The organism is Klebsiella terrigena, from assembly GCF_012029655.1.
Taxonomy (GTDB): domain Bacteria; phylum Pseudomonadota; class Gammaproteobacteria; order Enterobacterales; family Enterobacteriaceae; genus Klebsiella; species Klebsiella terrigena.
In genome coordinates, this window is record NZ_CP050508.1 from 3,648,535 (window position 1) to 3,666,811 (window position 18,277).

15 protein-coding genes are annotated in these 18,277 nt (G+C 59.4%); 9 read left to right on the plus strand and 6 right to left on the minus strand.

All coding sequences use genetic code 11. The annotated features are described in order from the left end of the window. The first annotated feature begins 1 nt into the window (after position 1). Together HCK03_RS17185 and puuE are read left to right on the plus strand one after the other, a co-directional pair. The gene (locus HCK03_RS17185) at positions 2-1,282 is read left to right on the plus strand and encodes an NAD(P)/FAD-dependent oxidoreductase (RefSeq protein WP_167691942.1); all 1,281 of its coding nucleotides are present in this window, start codon (positions 2-4) and stop codon (positions 1,280-1,282) included. A 47-nt stretch (positions 1,283-1,329) separates the two neighbouring features. Then, complete coding sequence (gene puuE, locus HCK03_RS17190; protein WP_115193168.1) at positions 1,330-2,595, plus strand: 4-aminobutyrate transaminase; 1,266 nt, start codon at positions 1,330-1,332, stop codon at positions 2,593-2,595. A gap of 29 nt (positions 2,596-2,624) precedes the next feature. Here puuE and HCK03_RS17195 read toward each other — a convergent pair whose 3' ends face one another. Then, entirely contained in the window at positions 2,625-3,602 is a 978-nt protein-coding gene (locus HCK03_RS17195; RefSeq protein ID WP_167691943.1) for a LysR family transcriptional regulator, read from the minus strand. An 82-nt stretch (positions 3,603-3,684) separates the two neighbouring features. Between HCK03_RS17195 and HCK03_RS17200 the strand changes: the two genes are divergently transcribed. Next, positions 3,685-4,770, plus strand: a complete 1,086-nt coding sequence (locus tag HCK03_RS17200) for a tartrate dehydrogenase (RefSeq protein ID WP_167691944.1) — start codon at positions 3,685-3,687, stop codon at positions 4,768-4,770. Between the two features lie 114 nt (positions 4,771-4,884). Here the strand turns inward: HCK03_RS17200 and ptsP are convergent, their stop codons facing one another. Next, positions 4,885-7,386, minus strand: coding sequence for a phosphoenolpyruvate--protein phosphotransferase (gene ptsP, locus HCK03_RS17205; RefSeq protein WP_167691945.1), 2,502 nt, complete (start codon positions 7,384-7,386; stop codon positions 4,885-4,887). Positions 7,387-7,696: 310 nt separating this feature from the next. Between ptsP and HCK03_RS17210 the strand changes: the two genes are divergently transcribed. Genes HCK03_RS17210 through HCK03_RS17230 form a run of 5 tightly spaced genes read left to right on the plus strand, consistent with a single transcriptional unit; the run spans position 7,697 to position 12,658 of the window. Further along, on the plus strand, positions 7,697-8,773 hold the full coding sequence (locus HCK03_RS17210) for a PTS fructose transporter subunit EIIC (RefSeq protein ID WP_167691946.1): 1,077 nt from the start codon (positions 7,697-7,699) through the stop codon (positions 8,771-8,773). 20 nt (positions 8,774-8,793) lie between these two features. Beyond that, positions 8,794-9,114 (plus strand): PTS fructose-like transporter subunit IIB, encoded by a 321-nt coding sequence (locus HCK03_RS17215; RefSeq protein WP_167691947.1) that lies wholly within the window; start codon positions 8,794-8,796, stop codon positions 9,112-9,114. Between the two features lie 48 nt (positions 9,115-9,162). Next, positions 9,163-11,460 (plus strand): formate C-acetyltransferase, encoded by a 2,298-nt coding sequence (locus tag HCK03_RS17220; RefSeq protein ID WP_167691948.1) that lies wholly within the window; start codon positions 9,163-9,165, stop codon positions 11,458-11,460. Then, entirely contained in the window at positions 11,426-12,301 is an 876-nt protein-coding gene (locus HCK03_RS17225; RefSeq protein ID WP_167691949.1) for a [formate-C-acetyltransferase]-activating enzyme, read from the plus strand. Before HCK03_RS17220 ends, HCK03_RS17225 begins: the two co-directional genes overlap by 35 nt. Positions 12,302-12,316: 15 nt before the next feature. Next, the gene (locus tag HCK03_RS17230; RefSeq protein ID WP_143967458.1) at positions 12,317-12,658 is read left to right on the plus strand and encodes a PTS fructose-like transporter subunit IIB; all 342 of its coding nucleotides are present in this window, start codon (positions 12,317-12,319) and stop codon (positions 12,656-12,658) included. A 52-nt stretch (positions 12,659-12,710) separates the two neighbouring features. Here HCK03_RS17230 and HCK03_RS17235 read toward each other — a convergent pair whose 3' ends face one another. After that, positions 12,711-13,478 (minus strand): phytanoyl-CoA dioxygenase family protein, encoded by a 768-nt coding sequence (locus HCK03_RS17235; protein WP_041144893.1) that lies wholly within the window; start codon positions 13,476-13,478, stop codon positions 12,711-12,713. Positions 13,479-13,729: 251 nt separating this feature from the next. Here HCK03_RS17235 and HCK03_RS17240 point away from each other — a divergent pair, with 251 nt between their 5' ends. Beyond that, the gene (locus HCK03_RS17240; protein WP_041144892.1) at positions 13,730-14,563 is read left to right on the plus strand and encodes a helix-turn-helix transcriptional regulator; all 834 of its coding nucleotides are present in this window, start codon (positions 13,730-13,732) and stop codon (positions 14,561-14,563) included. Positions 14,564-14,571: 8 nt separating this feature from the next. On the opposite strand, the gene HCK03_RS17245 is transcribed toward HCK03_RS17240, so the two are convergent. The 3 genes from HCK03_RS17245 to HCK03_RS17255 form a co-directional block, all read right to left on the minus strand. Then, on the minus strand, positions 14,572-15,477 hold the full coding sequence (locus tag HCK03_RS17245; protein ID WP_167691950.1) for a GGDEF domain-containing protein: 906 nt from the start codon (positions 15,475-15,477) through the stop codon (positions 14,572-14,574). 297 nt (positions 15,478-15,774) lie between these two features. Then, a complete protein-coding gene (gene hpxK, locus HCK03_RS17250; RefSeq protein WP_167691951.1) occupies positions 15,775-17,037 on the minus strand; it encodes an allantoate amidohydrolase in 1,263 nt (420 codons plus the stop codon). Further along, positions 17,034-18,275 carry a pyridoxal-phosphate-dependent aminotransferase family protein gene (locus HCK03_RS17255; protein WP_041144888.1) on the minus strand — a complete coding sequence of 414 codons (1,242 nt, stop codon included), beginning with the start codon at positions 18,273-18,275 and terminating at the stop codon, positions 17,034-17,036. Before HCK03_RS17255 ends, hpxK begins: the two co-directional genes overlap by 4 nt. Positions 18,276-18,277: the final 2 nt, after the last annotated feature.

An 18,277-nucleotide genomic window follows, 5' to 3' on the forward strand; every position in this document is an offset into this window, starting at 1 on the left:
CATGACCGAACATACCACCAGCTATTACGCCGCCAGCGCCAACGCCTATGAGCCGTTCCCGACGCTGGATGAATCCATCAGCTGCGACGTCTGCGTCGTCGGCGGCGGCTATACCGGCCTCTCTTCGGCCCTGCATCTTGCGGAGATGGGCTATGACGTGGTGCTGCTGGAAGGCGCGCGCATCGGCTTCGGCGCCAGCGGTCGCAACGGCGGCCAGCTGGTTAACTCTTACAGCCGCGATATCGACGTGATTGAACGCACCTACGGCCCGGATGCGGCAAAAATGCTGGGCAGCATGATGTTTGAGGGCGGGGATATTATCCGCGAGCGCATCAAGCGCTATCAGATTGCCTGCGACTACCGCCCTGGCGGCCTGTTTGTGGCGATGACCCCTAAGCAGATGGAGACGCTGGAAGAGCAAAAAGAGAACTGGGAGCGCTACGGCAATAGCCAGCTGGAGCTGCTGGACGCCAACGCTATCCGTCGCGAAGTCAACAGCGATCGCTACACCGGCGCGCTGCTCGACCACAGCGGTGGCCATATTCATCCCCTGAATCTGGCTATTGGCGAAGCGGATGCCATCCGCCTCAACGGCGGCCGGGTGTACGAGCAGTCGCCGGTCACGCAGATTCAGCACACCAGCCCGGCGGTGGTCAGCACCGCCCGCGGCCAGGTCACCGCGCGCTACGTTATCGTCGCCGGTAACGCCTATCTCGGCGATAAGGTCGAGCCGGAGCTGGCGAAGCGCAGCATGCCCTGCGGCACCCAGGTGGTCACCACCGAGCCGCTCTCTGATGAGGTCGCGCGTTCGCTGATCCCGCAGAACTACTGCGTGGAGGACTGCAACTACCTGCTGGATTACTACCGCTTAACCGGCGATAACCGCCTGCTCTACGGCGGCGGCGTGGTCTACGGCGCCCGGGATCCGGACGACGTCGAGCGCCTGATTATGCCCAAGCTGCTGAAAACCTTCCCCCAGCTGAAGGGCGTGAAGATCGACTATCGCTGGACCGGCAACTTCCTGCTGACCCTGTCGCGGATGCCGCAGTTCGGCCGTCTCGATAAGAATATTTACTACATGCAGGGCTACAGCGGCCACGGCGTGACCTGTACGCACCTCGCCGGCAGGCTGATTTCCGAGCTGCTGCGCGGCGACGCCGAGCGCTTTGACGCCTTTGCCAAACTGCCGCACTACCCGTTCCCGGGCGGGCGCAGCCTGCGCATTCCGTTCACCGCGATGGGCGCCGCCTACTACAGCCTGCGCGATCGCCTCGGGGTGTAAGCCTCCGCGCCGGTCAACGTCATTAATTTTGCTAAAAGGTGTTAAACATGAGCAACAGCGAATTTCATCAGCGTCGTCTCGCAGCGACCCCGCGCGGCGTGGGCGTGATGTGCAACTTCTTTGCCCAATCGGCGCAAAACGCCACCCTGACCGACGTCGAAGGTCGGGATTACATCGACTTTGCCGCCGGGATCGCCGTGCTGAATACCGGGCATCGCCATCCGGAACTGGTCGCCGCCGTGCAGCAGCAGCTGCAGCAGTTTACCCATACCGCCTACCAGATTGTGCCCTACGAGAGCTACGTGGCGCTGGCCGAGAAGCTTAACGAGCTGGCGCCGGTACGGGGCCCGGCCAAAACCGCCTTCTTTTCTACCGGCGCCGAAGCGGTAGAAAACGCGATTAAAATTGCCCGCGCCCATACCGGACGCCCCGGCGTTATCGCCTTTGGCGGCGGCTTCCACGGCCGCACCTACATGACGATGGCGCTGACCGGTAAAGTGGCGCCCTATAAACTGGGCTTCGGGCCGTTCCCCGGCTCTGTCTACCACGTCCCCTATCCGTCGGCCCTGCACGGCATCACCACCCAGGACGCGCTAACCGCCATCGAACGCCTGTTCAAGGCCGATATTGAAGCCAAACAGGTGGCGGCGATTATTTTTGAACCGGTACAGGGCGAAGGCGGCTTTAACGTCGCGCCGAAAGAGCTGGTCGCCGCCGTTCGCCGCCTGTGCGACGAGCACGGCATCGTGATGATTGCCGATGAGGTGCAGAGCGGCTTTGCCCGCACCGGTAAGCTGTTCGCCATGGATCACTATGCCGATAAGCCGGACCTGATGACCATGGCGAAGAGCCTGGCAGGCGGCATGCCGCTCTCCGGAGTGGTCGGCAACGCGCAGATTATGGACGCCCCGGCGCCGGGCGGATTAGGCGGCACCTATGCCGGTAACCCGCTGGCGGTGGCCGCCGCCCACGCGGTGCTTAATATCATTGATAAAGAGGGGCTGTGCGCCCGCGCGAACGCCCTCGGCGAGCGCCTGACGGCAAGCCTGGAAGAGGCAAAGGCCTGGTGTCCGGGACTGGCGGAGGTACGCGGCGTGGGTTCGATGATTGCCGCCGAGTTCGTTGACCCGGCAAGCGGCGAGCCTTCGGCGGCGCTGGCGCAGGCGATCCAGCGTCGGGCGCTGGAGCAGGGTCTGCTGCTGCTGACCTGCGGCCAGTACGGCAACGTGATTCGCTTCCTCTATCCGCTCACCATCCCGGACGCGCAGTTCGCCAGCGCGCTGGCTATTTTGCACAACGTGACCCGCCCGTAACGCCCTCGGCCGGCGGCCAGCGCCGCCGGCTATTTCACCTCGCCGCTGATCACGCTCTGCTGCAGATAATGCTGGGGATAGTGCTGGGGATAGTGCTGCTGAAAATAGTGGCGCAAAAACTCCACGGTAGCGCGAATTTTAGCCGAGGTCGCCAGCCGCGACACGTATACCGCCCAGACGTTGGCGGGCTGGTAATAGTCCGGCAGCACGTGAACCAGATGGCCGCTGGCGATATTTTCACTGACGTCCCACCGGGAGCGTAAAGCGATCCCCTGACCGTCGAGACACCATTGATGCACAATTTCGCCGTGATTCGACGACAGCGGTCCGCCGACCTTAATCGCCCTCTCTCCCTCTTTGCCCTGCAGCTGCCATACGCCGAAGGGCCGATCGCGCTCTTTAATCACCAGGCACGGCAGGGTCGCCAGATCGCTAAGCTGCTTAGGCTGCGGATAGCGCGCGAGGAAGTCCGGCGACGCGCAGAGAATGCGCTGATTGGTCGCCAGCTTGCGGGCAATCAGGTTCGGGGCAATATCGTCCCCAACGCGAATATCTAAATCCACCCCTTCGCTGACCAGATCCACCAGCCGGTCCTCAACATCGAAGCGCAGCTCCAGCTGGGGATACTCCCGGGCCAGCGCCGACAGCGCGGGCGCCACCACCCTCCGACCGAAACCGAAGCTGCTGATAATCCGTAGCGTCCCCTGCGGGACCTGACGGACGTCGGAGAGTTCGTCCATCATCTGATCCACATCCTGCAAAATGCGCTGCGCCCATTCGTAGATGCGCTCGCCCTCTTCGGTAATGGCGACGCGCCGGGTGGTGCGATGTAAAAGCACCACGTTCAGGGCCTGCTCAAGCAGGGCGATCCGCTTGCTGACGTAGGCCGGTGAGACGCCCAGCTCTTCGGCGGCGGCGGCAAAACCGGCCCGGCGGGCGACCAGCATAAACACGCGGAGATCGTTAAGCAGCGGCAGATTATTCATAAAGTGTGTTTTATGTTTCACCAGTTGGCATGATTAATTATGAACCAGTCAATTATAGGATAGAGGGGAAGTCAATTTCGCAGGCCAACAAATGAGAACCCGTATGAAGAAAACCTGGCGCATTGCCGCCATTCCCGGCGACGGTATTGGTAAAGAAGTTCTGCCCGAAGGTATTCGCGTGTTGCAGGCCGCGGCCGAGCGCTGGGAACTGGCGCTCAGCTTTGAGCAGATTGACTGGGCGAGCTGCGACTACTATGCCCGCCACGGCAAAATGATGCCGGACGACTGGCATGCTCAACTCAAAGAATTCGACGCCATCTATTTCGGCGCCGTCGGCTGGCCCGACGCCGTGCCGGACCACGTCTCCCTGTGGGGATCGCTGCTGAAGTTTCGCCGCGAGTTCGATCAGTACGTTAACCTGCGCCCGGTGCGCCTGTTCGCCGGCGTCCCCTGCCCGCTGGTGGGGAAAAAGGCCGGTGATATCGACTTCTACGTGGTGCGTGAGAATACCGAAGGCGAGTATTCGTCCCTCGGCGGACGCGTGAACCCGGGCACCGAGCACGAGGTGGTGATTCAGGAGTCGGTGTTCACCCGCCGCGGCGTCGATCGCATTCTGCGCTACGCCTTTGAGCTGGCACAGAGTCGGCCGCGCAGAACCCTGACCTCGGCGACCAAGTCCAACGGTCTGGCCATCAGCATGCCTTACTGGGACGAGCGGGTTGAAGCCATGGCTGAGCACTACCCGGAGATCCGCTGGGACAAGCAGCATATCGATATTCTCTGCGCCCGCTTCGTGCTGCAGCCCGAACGCTTTGACGTGGTGGTGGCCTCGAATCTGTTCGGCGATATTCTCTCCGATCTCGGCCCGGCCTGTACAGGCACCATCGGTATCGCCCCTTCGGCAAACCTCAACCCCGAGCGCACCTTCCCGTCGCTGTTTGAACCGGTCCACGGCTCAGCGCCGGATATTTACGGCAAAAATATCGCCAACCCGATAGCGACCATCTGGGCCGGGGCGATGATGCTTGATTTCCTCGGCGCCGGCGACGCGCGCTACGAAGCGGCGCACAGCGGCATTCTGGCAGCCATCGAGCAGGTGATTGCCAGCGGGCCGAAAACGCCGGATATGCAGGGCACGGCCTCAACTCAGCAGGTCAGCGAGGCGATTTGTCAGGCCATTCTGCGCTGAGGGCAGCAGACCAAATAGAGGCCGCGTCGCTGACGCGGCCTGACTCTCGAAGACGCCGGGCTCGGGTATCTGCTTTTTCCGCGCCCTATTCAGGTCCGCAGAGTCCGCAGCGCTTTACAGTTCGAGTTCGCGGTGTAGCAGTTCAGCAATAGCGTCGCTGCTCTGTGCCATCACCAGCGAGTTTCTGAATGCTTCATGCATAATGCGCCGCGCCAAACGGGAGAAAATGCGCATATGCTGGTCGCCGGCGGCGTGCTTATTCAGCGTCAGCATAATGACAAACTGCACCTCGTCGTCGCCCCACGCCACCGGCTGAGCCAGGCGGGCAACGCTGATGGTCGATTGTTCGATATGTTCCGACTTGCTGTGCGGAATGGCGAAACTGAAGCCCAGCCCGGTGGAGAACACGGCCTCCCGCGCCCAGAGATCGGCCTCCAGCTTGCGTGGATAGCGGCAGCGGCCGGCCAGCAGAAGGTTGTCAGTCATGCCTTTAATCACCTCCTCTTTGCTGCGCCAGTCGCTGTTCAGGGTGATGCACTGGCTGGCGATCAGCGGGGCGTCCTGCTGGGTCATACGGAACTGGGCCAGCAGATGTTCCACCTCCAGCGAGGTTCGGCACCGCATCGCCTGGTTCAGCAGCTGGCGACACGCCCGGCTATCGAGCTGCGCCAGGCGCGATTTCGCGGCCGGAATTGACGGCGAGCTCATGCTCAGCTCATCCACTCCGAGGCCGACCAGCAGCGGCAAGACGGAGCCCTTCGCGCCCAGCTCGCCGCAAAGACCAATCCATTTTCCCTGGCGATGCACGGCCTGAACCGCGTGGTCCAGCGCGCGTAAAAAAGCGGGGTTGAGGCTGTTATAGTGACGCGTCACTTTCGCGTTATCGCGGTCTACCGCCAGCAAATATTGCGTCAGGTCATTACTCCCGATACTAAAGAAATCGACCTCTTCGCAGCACTGATCGATGATGAACATCACCGACGGCACTTCCAGCATGATGCCGAGCGGGATCTTCTCATCAAACGGGATATGTTCATCGCGCAGCGATTGCCTGGCTTCCGCCAGCCGATCTTTCACCCACAGAATCTCCTCCATCGACGAAATCATCGGGATCATGATTTTCAGCGAACCGTGCGCGGAGGCGCGCAGAATGGCCCTGAGCTGGGTATGAAACAGCGCCTGATACTCTTCATAAATCCGCACCGCACGGTAGCCGAGGAACGGATTGTTTTCAGCAGGAATATTCAGATAGGGCACCGGCTTATCGCCACCGATATCCATCGTGCGAATGATAATGCTGCGCCCAGCGGCCGGCTCCAGCGCCTGGCAGAAAATATTATAGAGCTCGGACTCGGACGGCGCGCCTGGCCGGTCCATATACAGCATTTCGGTGCGGAACAAACCTACCGACTGCGCCCCGTTATTGAATGCCGCAGCGGCTTCAACGGAGTGCGCGATATTTGCCGCCACCTCCAGACGCAGGCCGTCCTGGGTCTGCCCTTCCTTGTCCAGCCACGCCCGCTGCTGGCTATGCACCTGCGCCTGAACCCAGGCCTCCTGCTGATAATAGCGCGCGACCGCCTCATCGGGATTGACCACCACCAGCCCGGCGTTGCCGTCGATATGCACCGCCTGGCCGACCCAGGGGAGCAGCGCGTCCATATCGACGCCAACCAGCGTAGGAATATTAAACGAACGCGCCAGAATCACGGTATGCGAGGTGGTCCCGCCGCTGCGCAGCAGCAGGCCTTTGAGCAGGGTCTTGTCCAGTTCAAGAAACTGGCCGGGCGTTAGCTCTTCTGCCAGACAAACTGACGGCGCGTTCAGCTGTCCCGGCGCCGAAAAACGGGCCTCGCCGTAGATATGCTGCAGCAGCTGAAAGCAGATATCGCGGACGTCGAGCACCCTTTCCTGCAGGTAGCTATTCGCGGATTCGCTAAACCGGGAGCAGAAGTGCTCGCCGCTGGCGACAACCGCCTGTGCGCAGCTCAATCCGTCAAGCAGCCCGTCGAGCAGATGCTGGCGCAAGGAAGCATCGGTCGCCAGAGAACGATGCGCTTCAAGGATGGCGCCGGCGGTACCGTCGTTGTCCAGCAGGCGGAATTCGATATTCCTCACCAGGAGCAGCAATCCCTTATCCAGCAGCGCCTGCTCCTCTTCAATACTGCCGGCAGCGGGCAGCGGCCCGAGATCGCTAAGCGCAAGAGACTTCCGATGACTGAGCCTGCCTCCCGCACTCCCTCCACAGACGGGATGACCGCGAAATAGCGTCGGGTTCAGGCGGGAAAGCGATTCAGGAACCGGCTGCACGTCCACGCTGTTCACCCTTGCCAGCGGCGTATCGCAGTGCGGAAACTCCTCCACAATAAACGTCGACAGCGCGGCAAAGGCCTGCTGCTCGTCATCGCCGCTGATGATTAACTGACACTCATCCCCCTTAACGGTATCGGTACCGATGATGGCCAGCGCGCTTTTCGCATTCCCGCGCCTTGTGCTGCGCGTATTCAGCCAGTCAACGGTGGACGAAAAGGTATTGCAGCGCGTTTCGACCAGACTGGCCGGGCGGGCGTGAACGCCATTCGACAAATCGCATATGAATTTAATGACCAGAGCCATCGCCTTTCTCCTGAGCAATACGTTAGTTACCCAAAAGGTAAAGAAAGAACCCTGCCAGCACTACGCGAAATAACCCTTAATTACTGGACTATTGTACACAGCATTCTTTTTCATGCCCGCGGTCACAAATGCGGTATGTAAATTGGTTTTACACCCGCCAACGCTAAGATTTGAGGTGGATCGCAATTTTATTCTCACCTTACAAATATCCAGTAAATGCACTTTTTCTCTTCTATTTTATGTACCGCCATTTTCCTACTGTTGAGGCATCAATACCGTCACGAGCGAAGAGCACGCTCAGGAGCAAGCAATGAACGAACTGGTGCAAATACTAAAAAATACACGCCAGCATCTCATGACCGGCGTTTCACATATGATCCCCTTCGTGGTCTCCGGCGGCATCCTGCTCGCTATCTCCCTGATGCTGTACGGCAAGGGCGCGGTCCCGGATGTCGCCACCGATCCGAATCTGAAAAAACTGTTTGATATTGGCGTCGCAGGTTTAACGCTGATGGTGCCCTTTCTGGCAGCGTATATCGGCTACTCCATAGCGGATCGTGGGGCTCTGGCGCCCTGCGCCATCGGGGCGTGGGTAGGCAACAGCTTTGGCGCCGGCTTCTTTGGCGCGCTGATCGCCGGGATGATCGGCGGTCTGGTGGTCTATTACCTCAAGAAGATCCCGGTCCACAAGGTGCTGCGCTCGGTGATGCCTATATTTGTCATCCCGATCGTCGGCACATTTATAACCGCCGGGATCATGATGTGGGGGTTAGGCGAGCCGGTCGGTGCGCTGACCGCCAGTCTGACCGGATGGCTCCAGGGAATGCGCGAGGGCAGTATCGTCCTGCTCGCCATCATCATGGGCCTGATGCTGGCCTTCGACATGGGCGGCCCGGTGAATAAAGTGGCTTACGCCTTTATGCTGATTTGCGTCTCCCAGGGCATTTATAGCGTCGTGGCCATCGCCGCTGTCGGTATCGCCATTCCACCGCTGGGCATGGGGCTGGCAACGCTTGTTGGGCGCAAATATTTCAGCGCCGAAGAGCGTGAAACCGGCAAAGCCGCGCTGGTGATGGGCTGTGTAGGCGTCTCCGAAGGCGCCATCCCCTTTGCCGCCGCCGACCCGCTGCGGGTGATCCCCTCCATTATGATTGGCGCCGCCAGCGGCTGCGTCACCACCGCCCTGCTCGGCGTCCAGTGCTATGCCGGCTGGGGCGGGCTAATCGTGCTGCCGGTCGTGCAGGGTAAAGGCGGATTTATCGCGGGCCTGCTGGTCGGCGCCTGCGTCACCGCCGCCTGCGTCATCACGCTTAAGGCGCTGACAAAAAAGAAAACGCCGGCCGCTAAAGCCGATGACGAGCTGGATCTTGATTTCGAAATTAACTGAGAAGCAGAGAGGATAAGTCTATGACCCACATTATTGCCGTCACCGCCTGCCCGTCAGGAGTCGCGCATACCTATATGGCCGCCGAGTCGCTGGAGAGCGCCGCCAAAGCTAAAGGCTGGCAGATTAAAGTCGAGGCCCAGGGCTCTATCGGGATCGAAAACGAACTGACGGCGGAGGATGTCGCCCGCGCCGATATCGTGATCCTGACCAGAGATATCGGCATCAAGTTTGAAGAGCGTTTTTCCGCTAAAACCATCGTCCGCGTCAATATCAGCGATGCGGTGAAGCGCGCGGAGGCCATCATGCAAAAAATCGACGGCCATCTTGCACAGAAAGCCTGAACAGAGCGGAGCGCGCTGGCGCTCCGCCGGACTAACATGGAGTTTGTCATGACGAATCGTACTCAACGCTTAAAAGAGAGGTTGTTCGCCCAGCCGCGGGAGATCTCACTTGAGCGAGCGCTGCTGTATACCGCAAGCCACAAACAAACGGCGGGTGAGCCGGTAGTGTTACGCCGGGCGAAAGCCACCGCGTGGATCCTTGACCATGTGCAGATCTCGATTCGTGAGGATGAACTCATTGCCGGCAACCGCACGGTCAAGCCGCGGGCCGGGATCGTCTCCCCGGAAATGGACCCTTACTGGTTACTGAACGAACTGGACGGTTTCGCCTCTCGCCCCCAGGATCGTTTTGCCATCAGCGAAGAAGATAAGCGTATTTACCGCGAAGCGCTGTTCCCTTACTGGGAAAAGCGCTCGATGAAAGACTTTATTAACGCCCGGATGACCGATGAGGTTAAAGCGGCCGTCAGCACCCAGATTTTCAGCGTCAACCAGACCGATAAGGGCCAGGGGCATATCATTATCGACTACCCCCGACTGCTCAATAATGGCCTCGCGGCCCTGGTTGCAGAACTCAGGGCAGCAGCCGAAAGCGCGCCATGCAACCACTTCTATCAGGCCGCGCTGATTCTGCTGGAGGCCTCGCAGCGGCACATTCTGCGCTATGCGCTGCTGGCCGACGAGATGGCCGCCGCCTGCAGCGACGCCAGGCGGCGTCAGGAGCTCGCCGCCATCGCCGCGATCTCCCGGCATAACGCGGTTCATCGCCCGGAGGATTTCTACCAGGCCTGCCAGCTGTTCTGGTATATGAATATTATTTTGCAGCATGAGTCTAACGCCAGCTCCCTCTCGCTGGGGCGCTTCGACCAGTACATGCTGCCGTTCTATCAGACATCGTTAAATCGGGGCCAGGATCCGGCTTTCCTGCAGGAGCTGCTGGAGTCATTGTGGGTCAAGTGCAACGATATCGTCCTGCTGCGCTCGTCAAGCAGCGCTCGCTACTTTGCCGGCTTCCCAACCGGCTACACCGCGTTGCTCGGCGGACTAAGCGAAACCGGGCGCAGCGCGGTGAACGTACTCTCGTTTCTGGCTCTGGATGCGTATCAGGAAGTCCGGCTACCGCAGCCTAATCTTGGCGTTCGCATCAATGAACTGATCGACCGTGCGTTCCTGCGTAAGACCGCGGAAACGATCCGCTTTGGGACAGGTATCCCGCAGGTCTTTAATGATGAAGTCGTGATTCCGGCGTTTCTGAATCGCGGGGTATCGCTCGAGGATGCTCGCGATTACGCTGTCGTCGGCTGCGTTGAGCTGTCGATCCCCGGGCGAACTTACGGACTGCACGATATTGCGATGTTTAACCTGCTCAAGGTTATGGAGATCGTCATCCTCGAGAATGAAGGCAATCCCGACGTGAGCTGGAACGGACTGCTCAACCAAATCCGCGAAAAAATTCGCCACTACATCAAGCTGATGATTAACGGCAGCAATATTTGCGATATCGGCCATCGCGACCAGGCGCCGGTTCCCCTGCTCTCCTCTTTTATTCTGGACTGTATTGAACGCGGTAAAGATATCACCGAGGGCGGAGCGCGCTATAACTTCTCCGGCGTGCAGGGCATTGGTATCGCCAACCTTAGCGACTCCCTGCATGCGCTAAAGGGAATGGTTTTCGAGCAGCAGCGGATGAGTTTTGATGAGCTCATTCAGGTTCTCAAGGCCAATTTCAAAACCAAGGAAGGGGAAAAAATCCGCGCGCGGCTGATTAACCGTTTTGAAAAATATGGCAATGATATCGATGAGGTCGACAATATCAGCGCCGATTTGCTGCGTTTTTACTGTAAAGAAGTCGAGCAACATCTCAATCCGCGCGGCGGACATTTCACGCCGGGCTCCTACACCGTCTCAGCGCATGTGCCCCTGGGGTCAGTCGTCGGCGCCACGCCAGACGGTCGTCTGGCTGGCGATCGGCTAGCCGACGGCGGGCTCTCACCCATGGGCGGCCAGGACTCTCAAGGGCCGACGGCGGTACTGAAATCCGTCAGCAAGCTGGACAACTATCTTTTATCCAACGGTACGCTGCTTAACGTGAAGTTTACGCCAGCTACCCTTGCCGGCGACGGCGGCCTCAATAAGCTGGCTGACTTTTTGCAGGCATTCAGCAAACTCAAGCTTCAGCATATCCAGTTCAACGTGGTCAATGCCGATACCCTGCGCGAAGCGCAGCAGCGTCCCCAGGATTTTGCCGGTCTGGTGGTACGCGTCGCGGGTTACAGCGCCTTCTTTGTCGAACTATCAAAGGAGATTCAGGATGACATTATCCACCGCACCGCGCATCAGCTGTGAGGTTCTGGAGACGCGCGCCGATCGGGCGCGCATTTTTAACATCCAGCGCTACTCGCTGAACGATGGCCTGGGGATCAGGACGGTGGTCTTTTTTAAAGGCTGTCCGCACCTCTGTCCGTGGTGCGCCAACCCGGAATCTATCTCAGCTAAAATAGAGACCGTACGCCGGGAGAGCAAATGCCTGCGCTGTACGCGCTGCCAGCAGGATGTCGAAGAGTGTCCCTCCGGCGCATGGGAGCAAATCGGCCGCGACGTCACGCTGAATGATTTAGTTAAGGAAGTCCTCAAGGATGACGTTTTCTTTCGCACCTCCGGCGGCGGCGTCACCCTGTCAGGCGGCGAAGTATTAATGCAGGCCGGCTTTGCAACCCGCTTCCTGCAAACCTTACGCCAGCTGGGAATACGCACGGCAATTGAAACGGCAGGCGATGCGGCATTCAGCCGCTTTTACCCGCTCGCCAGACAGTGCAATGAGGTGCTGTTCGATCTGAAAATCATGGATATTGAACGTGCACAGGCTCAGCTGCGGATCGATGTACCGCGGGTGTTAGATAATTTCAGCAGGCTGGTGGACAAGCGCATTCAGGTTATTCCCAGGGTTCCGCTCATTCCCGGGTATACGCTTAGCGAAGCGAACTTCCGGCAAATTCTGGCGTTTCTGGCGCCCTTTAAGCTTCCTGAAATCCATCTTCTCCCTTTCCATCAATATGGCGAGCCTAAATACGCGCTGCTCGGCAGGAAGTGGTCGATGGCGAAAATTAAAGCCCCGGACGCCTCACAGATTGAGCCATTCAGGATGATGGCTGAGAAAGCGGGTTTTCACGTCACCATCGGCGGCTAGCGCCCGGAGGAGAATATGGAACTGAATATCGTAGCGGTAACCGCCTGCGTCAGCGGCGTGGCGCATACCTATATGGCGGCGGAACGTTTGGTAAAAGTCGGGCACCATGAAAAATGGCATATGAAAATTGAAACCCAGGGCGCATTAGGCGTTGAGAATAAGATCACCCCTGACGATATTACCCACGCCGACGTGGTGCTGCTGGTGACAGATATTGAAATTGACGATGCGCAACGGTTTATCGGCGTTCGAACCATTAAAACCAGTATCAAAACTTTTTTACTTCAGCCGCAGCAGGTTATTGAGGCGGTGAAGTGCATCATGAAAAAACCGGTCGTCTATCTGGACATTCCCTGAGCGTCTCTTCAGCAAAGGGCGGATCCCCTGAATCCGCCCTTATTGCGCTGGCCTACTTCACATCAAGCAACCATTTTTGCGCCGGCGTGAGACGACTTGCCGTTTCGGGTTTGAGCCAGCGCTGCTGGTCCTGCTGCGGCGTATCTTGTCTGTCAATATAGAGGCCGTGCAGCACGCGCCTTCTGCTGCCGATGTGATTACAGGTGCCGCCATGCCAGGTATGGGCGTTATAAATCATCACGCTTCCCGCTGGCGCGGCGAACACCACCTCGTCAGGATGCGGCAGTTCGGGGTCCTCCAGCACCTCCTCCGGCAGTTCCGGTCGCAGATGAGTGCCGGGAATAATGCGCGGTGCGCCATTTTCGGCGCTTAAATCATCAATGGCCCAAATCGTATTGACCAGATGCACTTTCGGAAAATCCGGCCGCGGCTTTTTCCAGTCGGCATGTAGCGGCTGGCTGCCGCCGTTGCGCAACGCTTCCCGCGCGTTGAGGCTGGAAACCTTAAAATCGCCCTGAAAAATATAGCGACAGGCGGAGAGGATCAGCGGATGAGACCAAACTTTCTCCCAAATCACCCCCTTGTTAATCAGGTTGGCAATACGGGTCGCCGTGGCTTCCTGATGGTGTTCGATGGCGAGATTATCCCCCTCTTTCTCAACAATCGCGTCGATAAGGTCCCGCATTGCTTCCAGCCATTGCGGGTCGGCGACGCGATGCACCACGGTGTAGCCGAGGGTATTCAGCTCCTCTTTCATCTTTTCTGTGAGCGCAATATTGGCGCCAAGCGCATCCAGATATACGGCAGACTGATGTTCCATATTTATTTCCCTTAACCTTTCGATAACACGAAATAAACTTTAAACGCCGGCCTGCTGAAATACATGAGGCTAATCCTACGAAAAACTGGATATCCGTACGCGGGAGAGCAAACTGTGATTGCCATCAAAATCTCCGTATCTGCTACCGCCCGCGGCGAAGCCAGCGCTCTGCAAGGTGATCCAATCGCGTCATTAATTTATAAAATAGTTTATAATCAAAAGGATAATAGCTATCTTTCGGGGTTTAGAGGATGATTGCGGATCTGCCTGAAATTCTACATCGCCTGGTCAATCAGCAGGATACGCTGCAGGTCAGATTCCCGGAGCCGGACGTATCGGTCCCTGAGCTGGCCTATAAAGTGCCCTTCCCCCGGCTGGAAATTGTCCTCGATGGCGAGCTTAAAGAGCGCGGTTTGCCGCTGTCTGATAGCCAGCTAACGCTATCGCAGGTGCTGTACGTGCAGGCAGGGAAATGGACGCTACCGGAGTGGACCGGCCCGGCTTCTACGCTGAGTATCCTGTTCGGCAGACAAAAGCTGGGATTCTGCATCCAGCGCTGGGATGGCAAGCAGCTGCACACGGAGAAGCAGAACGTCGCCCGACTGGGGCCTCGCGTCGGATCGTATCTGCTGTTGGCGCTGAATGAAATCTGCCTTCAGCCGGACCCGGTCACCGCCAGGCTGGTGGTGTCTGCACTATTAAACCATTGTCTTGAGCAGCTCGTCGGCCTTGAGATGCAGGTCAGCCGGAGCCGCGATCTGTTTTTGGCCGTCCAGGATTTTCTGGAGGACAATCTCAGCCAGCCCTTAACCCGGGAGTCGGTGGCGAAACGTTTCCATATTACCCCCAACTACCTCTCGCATATATTCCAGAAGTCGGGCTCCGTTGGGTTCAACGAATATCTGACCCGCGTCCGGCTGGAAAAAGCCAAAAAGCTGCTGCGCGGCTATGATTTAAAGGTCAAAGAGATCGCCCATAACTGCGGCTTCGTTGACAGCAACTATTTTTGCCGGGTCTTTAAACGCTACACCGAGCGCTCTCCTTCAGAATATCGTCGCCACTGCCGCAGCGCGCAGCAGGCGTAATCTCCGCCTCAAGCTGCGGCCCACTCCACCCGGCCGCGGCCTCTGTTTTTCGCCTTGTAGAGCGCTTCATCCACTTTCTTGATAAACGCCTCCTGCGGCTCATCGCGCCCGCGCATGCCGACGCCAATGCTCACCGACAGCGGGTAATCGCTATTAATCAGAATGGTGCGGACGTTCTCCAGAATCGACTGCGCCAGGCTACGCACCTCTTCTGGCGACATCCCGTCAACGATAATGGCGAACTCTTCGCCGCCAATCCTCGCCGGCTGTATTTTGTCGCTGGTTAATTTTGCCAGCTGCTTGCCGAGCGCAAACAGCACCTCATCGCCCATCAGGTGGCCGTAGGTGTCATTTATTTTCTTGAAGAAGTCGATATCGAGAATCATCAGCGCCAGCTGGTGGCCCTGCTTTTCGCGAATGGTATCGATAAAGAAGCGCCGGTTGGGCAGCTGGGTTAATTCATCCTTCAGCGACTGCGAGCGCGCGTCGACGTAGAGGATGTTAATGCGATCGATAATTTTGTAGATCCCGATAGTGGTCAGGAGCATGCCGGACAGGCGCAGCAGATCTTCGCAGTAGTAGCCCATCCATCGCGGCTGGACGAAAATCTCATCCATTAAATCGAAGGTGCCGCCGGCGATCCACAGCAGCAGCCCGTAGCGCACCCAGTTTACCGCCACGTGGCTCATTCTGACTTTTGCCGAATTCCACAGCATAAATACCAGAAACAGCAGGGCCAACAGATCGATATAGAGTCCGGAGTTGGCAAATATCACGTTCCAGGGGCCTAAGGGTTTTGAGATGAAAATACAGAGCGCCGATACGGCGATAATCACCAATAGCGCGGGCAGCAGGTTGGCCCGGCCAGCGGCCAGCGGGGCCTTGGGAGGCAAATGTTTTTGTAAATCAGGCATTGGCATGTCTCTCAAACAACGTTGTCTCTCTCAAAACGCAGCATACCAGCCCGATGAGATTCGGCACATCAAAAACCCGCATTACGGCGGCGTAAATCAGGAGCACTAAGGGGGTATCAACGGTGGAGGAAGAGAGTGGACTGACCCCGCGGAATTTTTCCAACTGACTACCAATCCATGGCGACGAGGTCAGTGCCGCGGATGGTATAGCGATCGCCGGCGGTATTTTTAGCATTTAGTGCTAATTTCTTTACACATCCCCCCGGTTTTCCGGCGCCAACGCGGGGGGGAAGAGCGTCAGGTCATATCGCTCAGGGCGAGGGTTGCCTGGCTAAACGCGGCGATCGCCAGCGCAACGTCCGCCGTCGTCACCGACTCCGCCGGGTGATGGCTGACGCCGCCTTTGCAGCGGACAAACAGCATGCCTACCGGCCAGCGTTCGGCCATCGCGATGGCGTCGTGTCCGGCGCCGCTCGGCAGCGACAGGGAGCAATCCTGCACCCGGCACACGGCCGTACTCAGCACCTGCTGCAGCCGCTGATCGCAGGCGGTGGCCGCAATCCGGTAGAACTCCTCGCAGCCAAACTGCAGGCCGCGGCGGTCGGCAATAGTCCGCGCATCGTCGAGCAGCGTATCCAGCAGCGCCTCCAGCGGATCCTCGTGCGGACCGCGAATATCAAGGCTCAGCGTGACCTCGCCGGGGATCACGTTGACCGCCCCCGGCGCGCAGTGCAGGGTGCCCACCGTCGCCACGAGGTTGCCCCCCTGCTGGCGGGTACGGCTCTCAATCAGCGTCATCCATTCGGCGGCGGCGGCCAGCGCGTCCCGGCGGTGGCTCATCGGTACCGTCCCCGCGTGGCCCGCCTCGCCGAGAAAACGGCAGTTCAGGCGACGCGCGCCGTTGATCGCCTCAACCACGCCCAGCGCCAGCCCCGCCTGTTCGAGGCACGGCCCCTGCTCAATATGCAGCTCCAGATAGGCGGCAATCTCCTCCACCCGGCGGGCAGAGCGCGCGACCCGCGTCGGATCGAGCCCAGCCTGCGCCATCGCCTGCGCCACGCTGATGCCTTTGGCGTCGGTCTGCGCCAGCCAGCCCTCGGGCCAGGTGCCGGTCACCCCCCGGCTGCCGAGCAGGGTGATGCCGAAACGGGTCCCCTCCTCGTCGCAGAAGCCGACAATCTCAATCGCCCGCGCCGGCCGTCGTCCCTGCAGATAGAGGCTGTGTACGACCTCGATCGCCGTCAGCACCCCCAGCATGCCGTCGTAGCGCCCGGCGTTGCGCACGGTATCGAGATGCGAACCCAGCAAAATAGCCGCCGCGCCCTCCTGCTCACCTTCGTAGCGGCCGCAGATATTGCCGACGCTATCCTGCCAGACGCGCATCCCGGCCTCGCTCATCCAGCGGGCGACCTGCTGGTTAGCCTGCAGATGCTGCGGTGAAAGATAGACCCGGGTCAGCGCATCGGCGCTTTCGCTGATCGCGGCCAGCTCGTCGGCCCGCGCCATCACCCGCGCCGCGGCCTGCGCCCACTCCGCCTGCTGGCGTACCGTCTGGCTCATTGCGGAGTCTCGCTGCGGTAGTGATCCCATGCCGCCTGCATGCCGGCGCCCTGGGTGGTGGCAAACTTGAGGTGGTTCAGCACCGACTCCAGGGCGCTGAGGGTGGTCATTACGCAATCCTTGCGCGCGTTGTAGCCCATCGTGCCGATACGCCATACCTTGCCGTGCAGCGGGCCGAATGAGGTGCCTATCTCTATCGCGAAATCGTCGAGCATGATTTTACGCAGCTGGTCGCCGTTGATCCCCTGCGGGATAACGACCCCGAGGACGTTGTTCATCTTGTGCCTGAGGTCGCCGAAGGTCTCCAGCCCCATCGCCTGGATCCCCTTCAGCAGCGCATCGCCGTGCAGCTTATGCCGGGCAATGCCGTTATCCAGCCCCTCTTCAAGGATCAGGCGGGCGCATTCGCGGGCGGCGAACAGCGCCGAAGTGGCCTCGGTATGGTGGTTGAGGCGCTCCGGCCCCCAGTAGTCCATGATCATGCCGAGATCGAAGTAGTTGGAGTAGATAGCCTCATCAACGCCGTCGAGATGGGCCTCGGTGCGAATCCCCTCTTCTACGCACTTGCGGCGACGAATAGCCTCCTCCATCCGCGCGCTCAGGGTCACGGGCGAGGTCCCGGACGGGCCGCCGAGACACTTCTGCATCCCCGCCGATACCGCATCCAGCCCCCAGGCATCGCTTTCGAGGGCGTTACCGCCCAGCGACGCGGTGGCATCGGTATAGAACAGCACGTCGTGGCGGCGGCAGATTTCGCCCAGCTCGGCCAGCGGCTGCAGCATGGTGGTGGAGGTATCGCCCTGCACCGTGAGCAGCAGGCGCGGGCGGACGCGCCGGATGGCGTCCTCAATCTGCTGCGGGCTGAAGACCTCTCCCCACGGCACCTCAATGGTATGGACCTCGGCGCGGCAGCGGCGGGCGATTTCGCACAGCAGGTGACCGAAGCGGCCAAATACCGGCACCAGCACCCTGTCGCCGGGACGGATGGCGGAGACCAGAATCGCCTCGATGCCGGCGCGCGAGGTGCCGTCTACCAGCATCGTCCAGCGGTTATCGGTGCGAAACACGCCGCGATATAGGGCCATCACTTCGTTCATATAGTGGGTCATCGCCGGGTCATACTGGCCGATAAGCTGGCTCGACATGGCGCGCAGCACGCGCGGGTCGGCGTTGATCGGTCCCGGCCCCATCAGCAGGCGCGGTGGCGGGTTAATTTGCGAAAACTGAGTGATATCCATCG

Bases quoted from the DNA above. Each gene is read 5' to 3' on its own strand.
- HCK03_RS17185 (WP_167691942.1), top strand. From the start codon at position 2: ATGACCGAACATACCACCAGCTATTACGCCGCCAGCGCCAACGCCTAT.
- puuE (WP_115193168.1), top strand. From the start codon at position 1,330: ATGAGCAACAGCGAATTTCATCAGCGTCGTCTCGCAGCGACCCCGCGC.
- HCK03_RS17200 (WP_167691944.1), top strand. From the start codon at position 3,685: ATGAAGAAAACCTGGCGCATTGCCGCCATTCCCGGCGACGGTATTGGT.
- ptsP (WP_167691945.1), bottom strand. From the start codon at position 7,386: ATGGCTCTGGTCATTAAATTCATATGCGATTTGTCGAATGGCGTTCAC.
- HCK03_RS17210 (WP_167691946.1), top strand. From the start codon at position 7,697: ATGAACGAACTGGTGCAAATACTAAAAAATACACGCCAGCATCTCATG.
- HCK03_RS17215 (WP_167691947.1), top strand. From the start codon at position 8,794: ATGACCCACATTATTGCCGTCACCGCCTGCCCGTCAGGAGTCGCGCAT.
- HCK03_RS17220 (WP_167691948.1), top strand. From the start codon at position 9,163: ATGACGAATCGTACTCAACGCTTAAAAGAGAGGTTGTTCGCCCAGCCG.
- HCK03_RS17225 (WP_167691949.1), top strand. From the start codon at position 11,426: ATGACATTATCCACCGCACCGCGCATCAGCTGTGAGGTTCTGGAGACG.
- HCK03_RS17230 (WP_143967458.1), top strand. From the start codon at position 12,317: ATGGAACTGAATATCGTAGCGGTAACCGCCTGCGTCAGCGGCGTGGCG.
- HCK03_RS17235 (WP_041144893.1), bottom strand. From the start codon at position 13,478: ATGGAACATCAGTCTGCCGTATATCTGGATGCGCTTGGCGCCAATATT.
- HCK03_RS17240 (WP_041144892.1), top strand. From the start codon at position 13,730: ATGATTGCGGATCTGCCTGAAATTCTACATCGCCTGGTCAATCAGCAG.
- HCK03_RS17245 (WP_167691950.1), bottom strand. From the start codon at position 15,477: ATGCCTGATTTACAAAAACATTTGCCTCCCAAGGCCCCGCTGGCCGCT.
- hpxK (WP_167691951.1), bottom strand. From the start codon at position 17,037: ATGAGCCAGACGGTACGCCAGCAGGCGGAGTGGGCGCAGGCCGCGGCG.
- HCK03_RS17255 (WP_041144888.1), bottom strand. From the start codon at position 18,275: ATGGATATCACTCAGTTTTCGCAAATTAACCCGCCACCGCGCCTGCTG.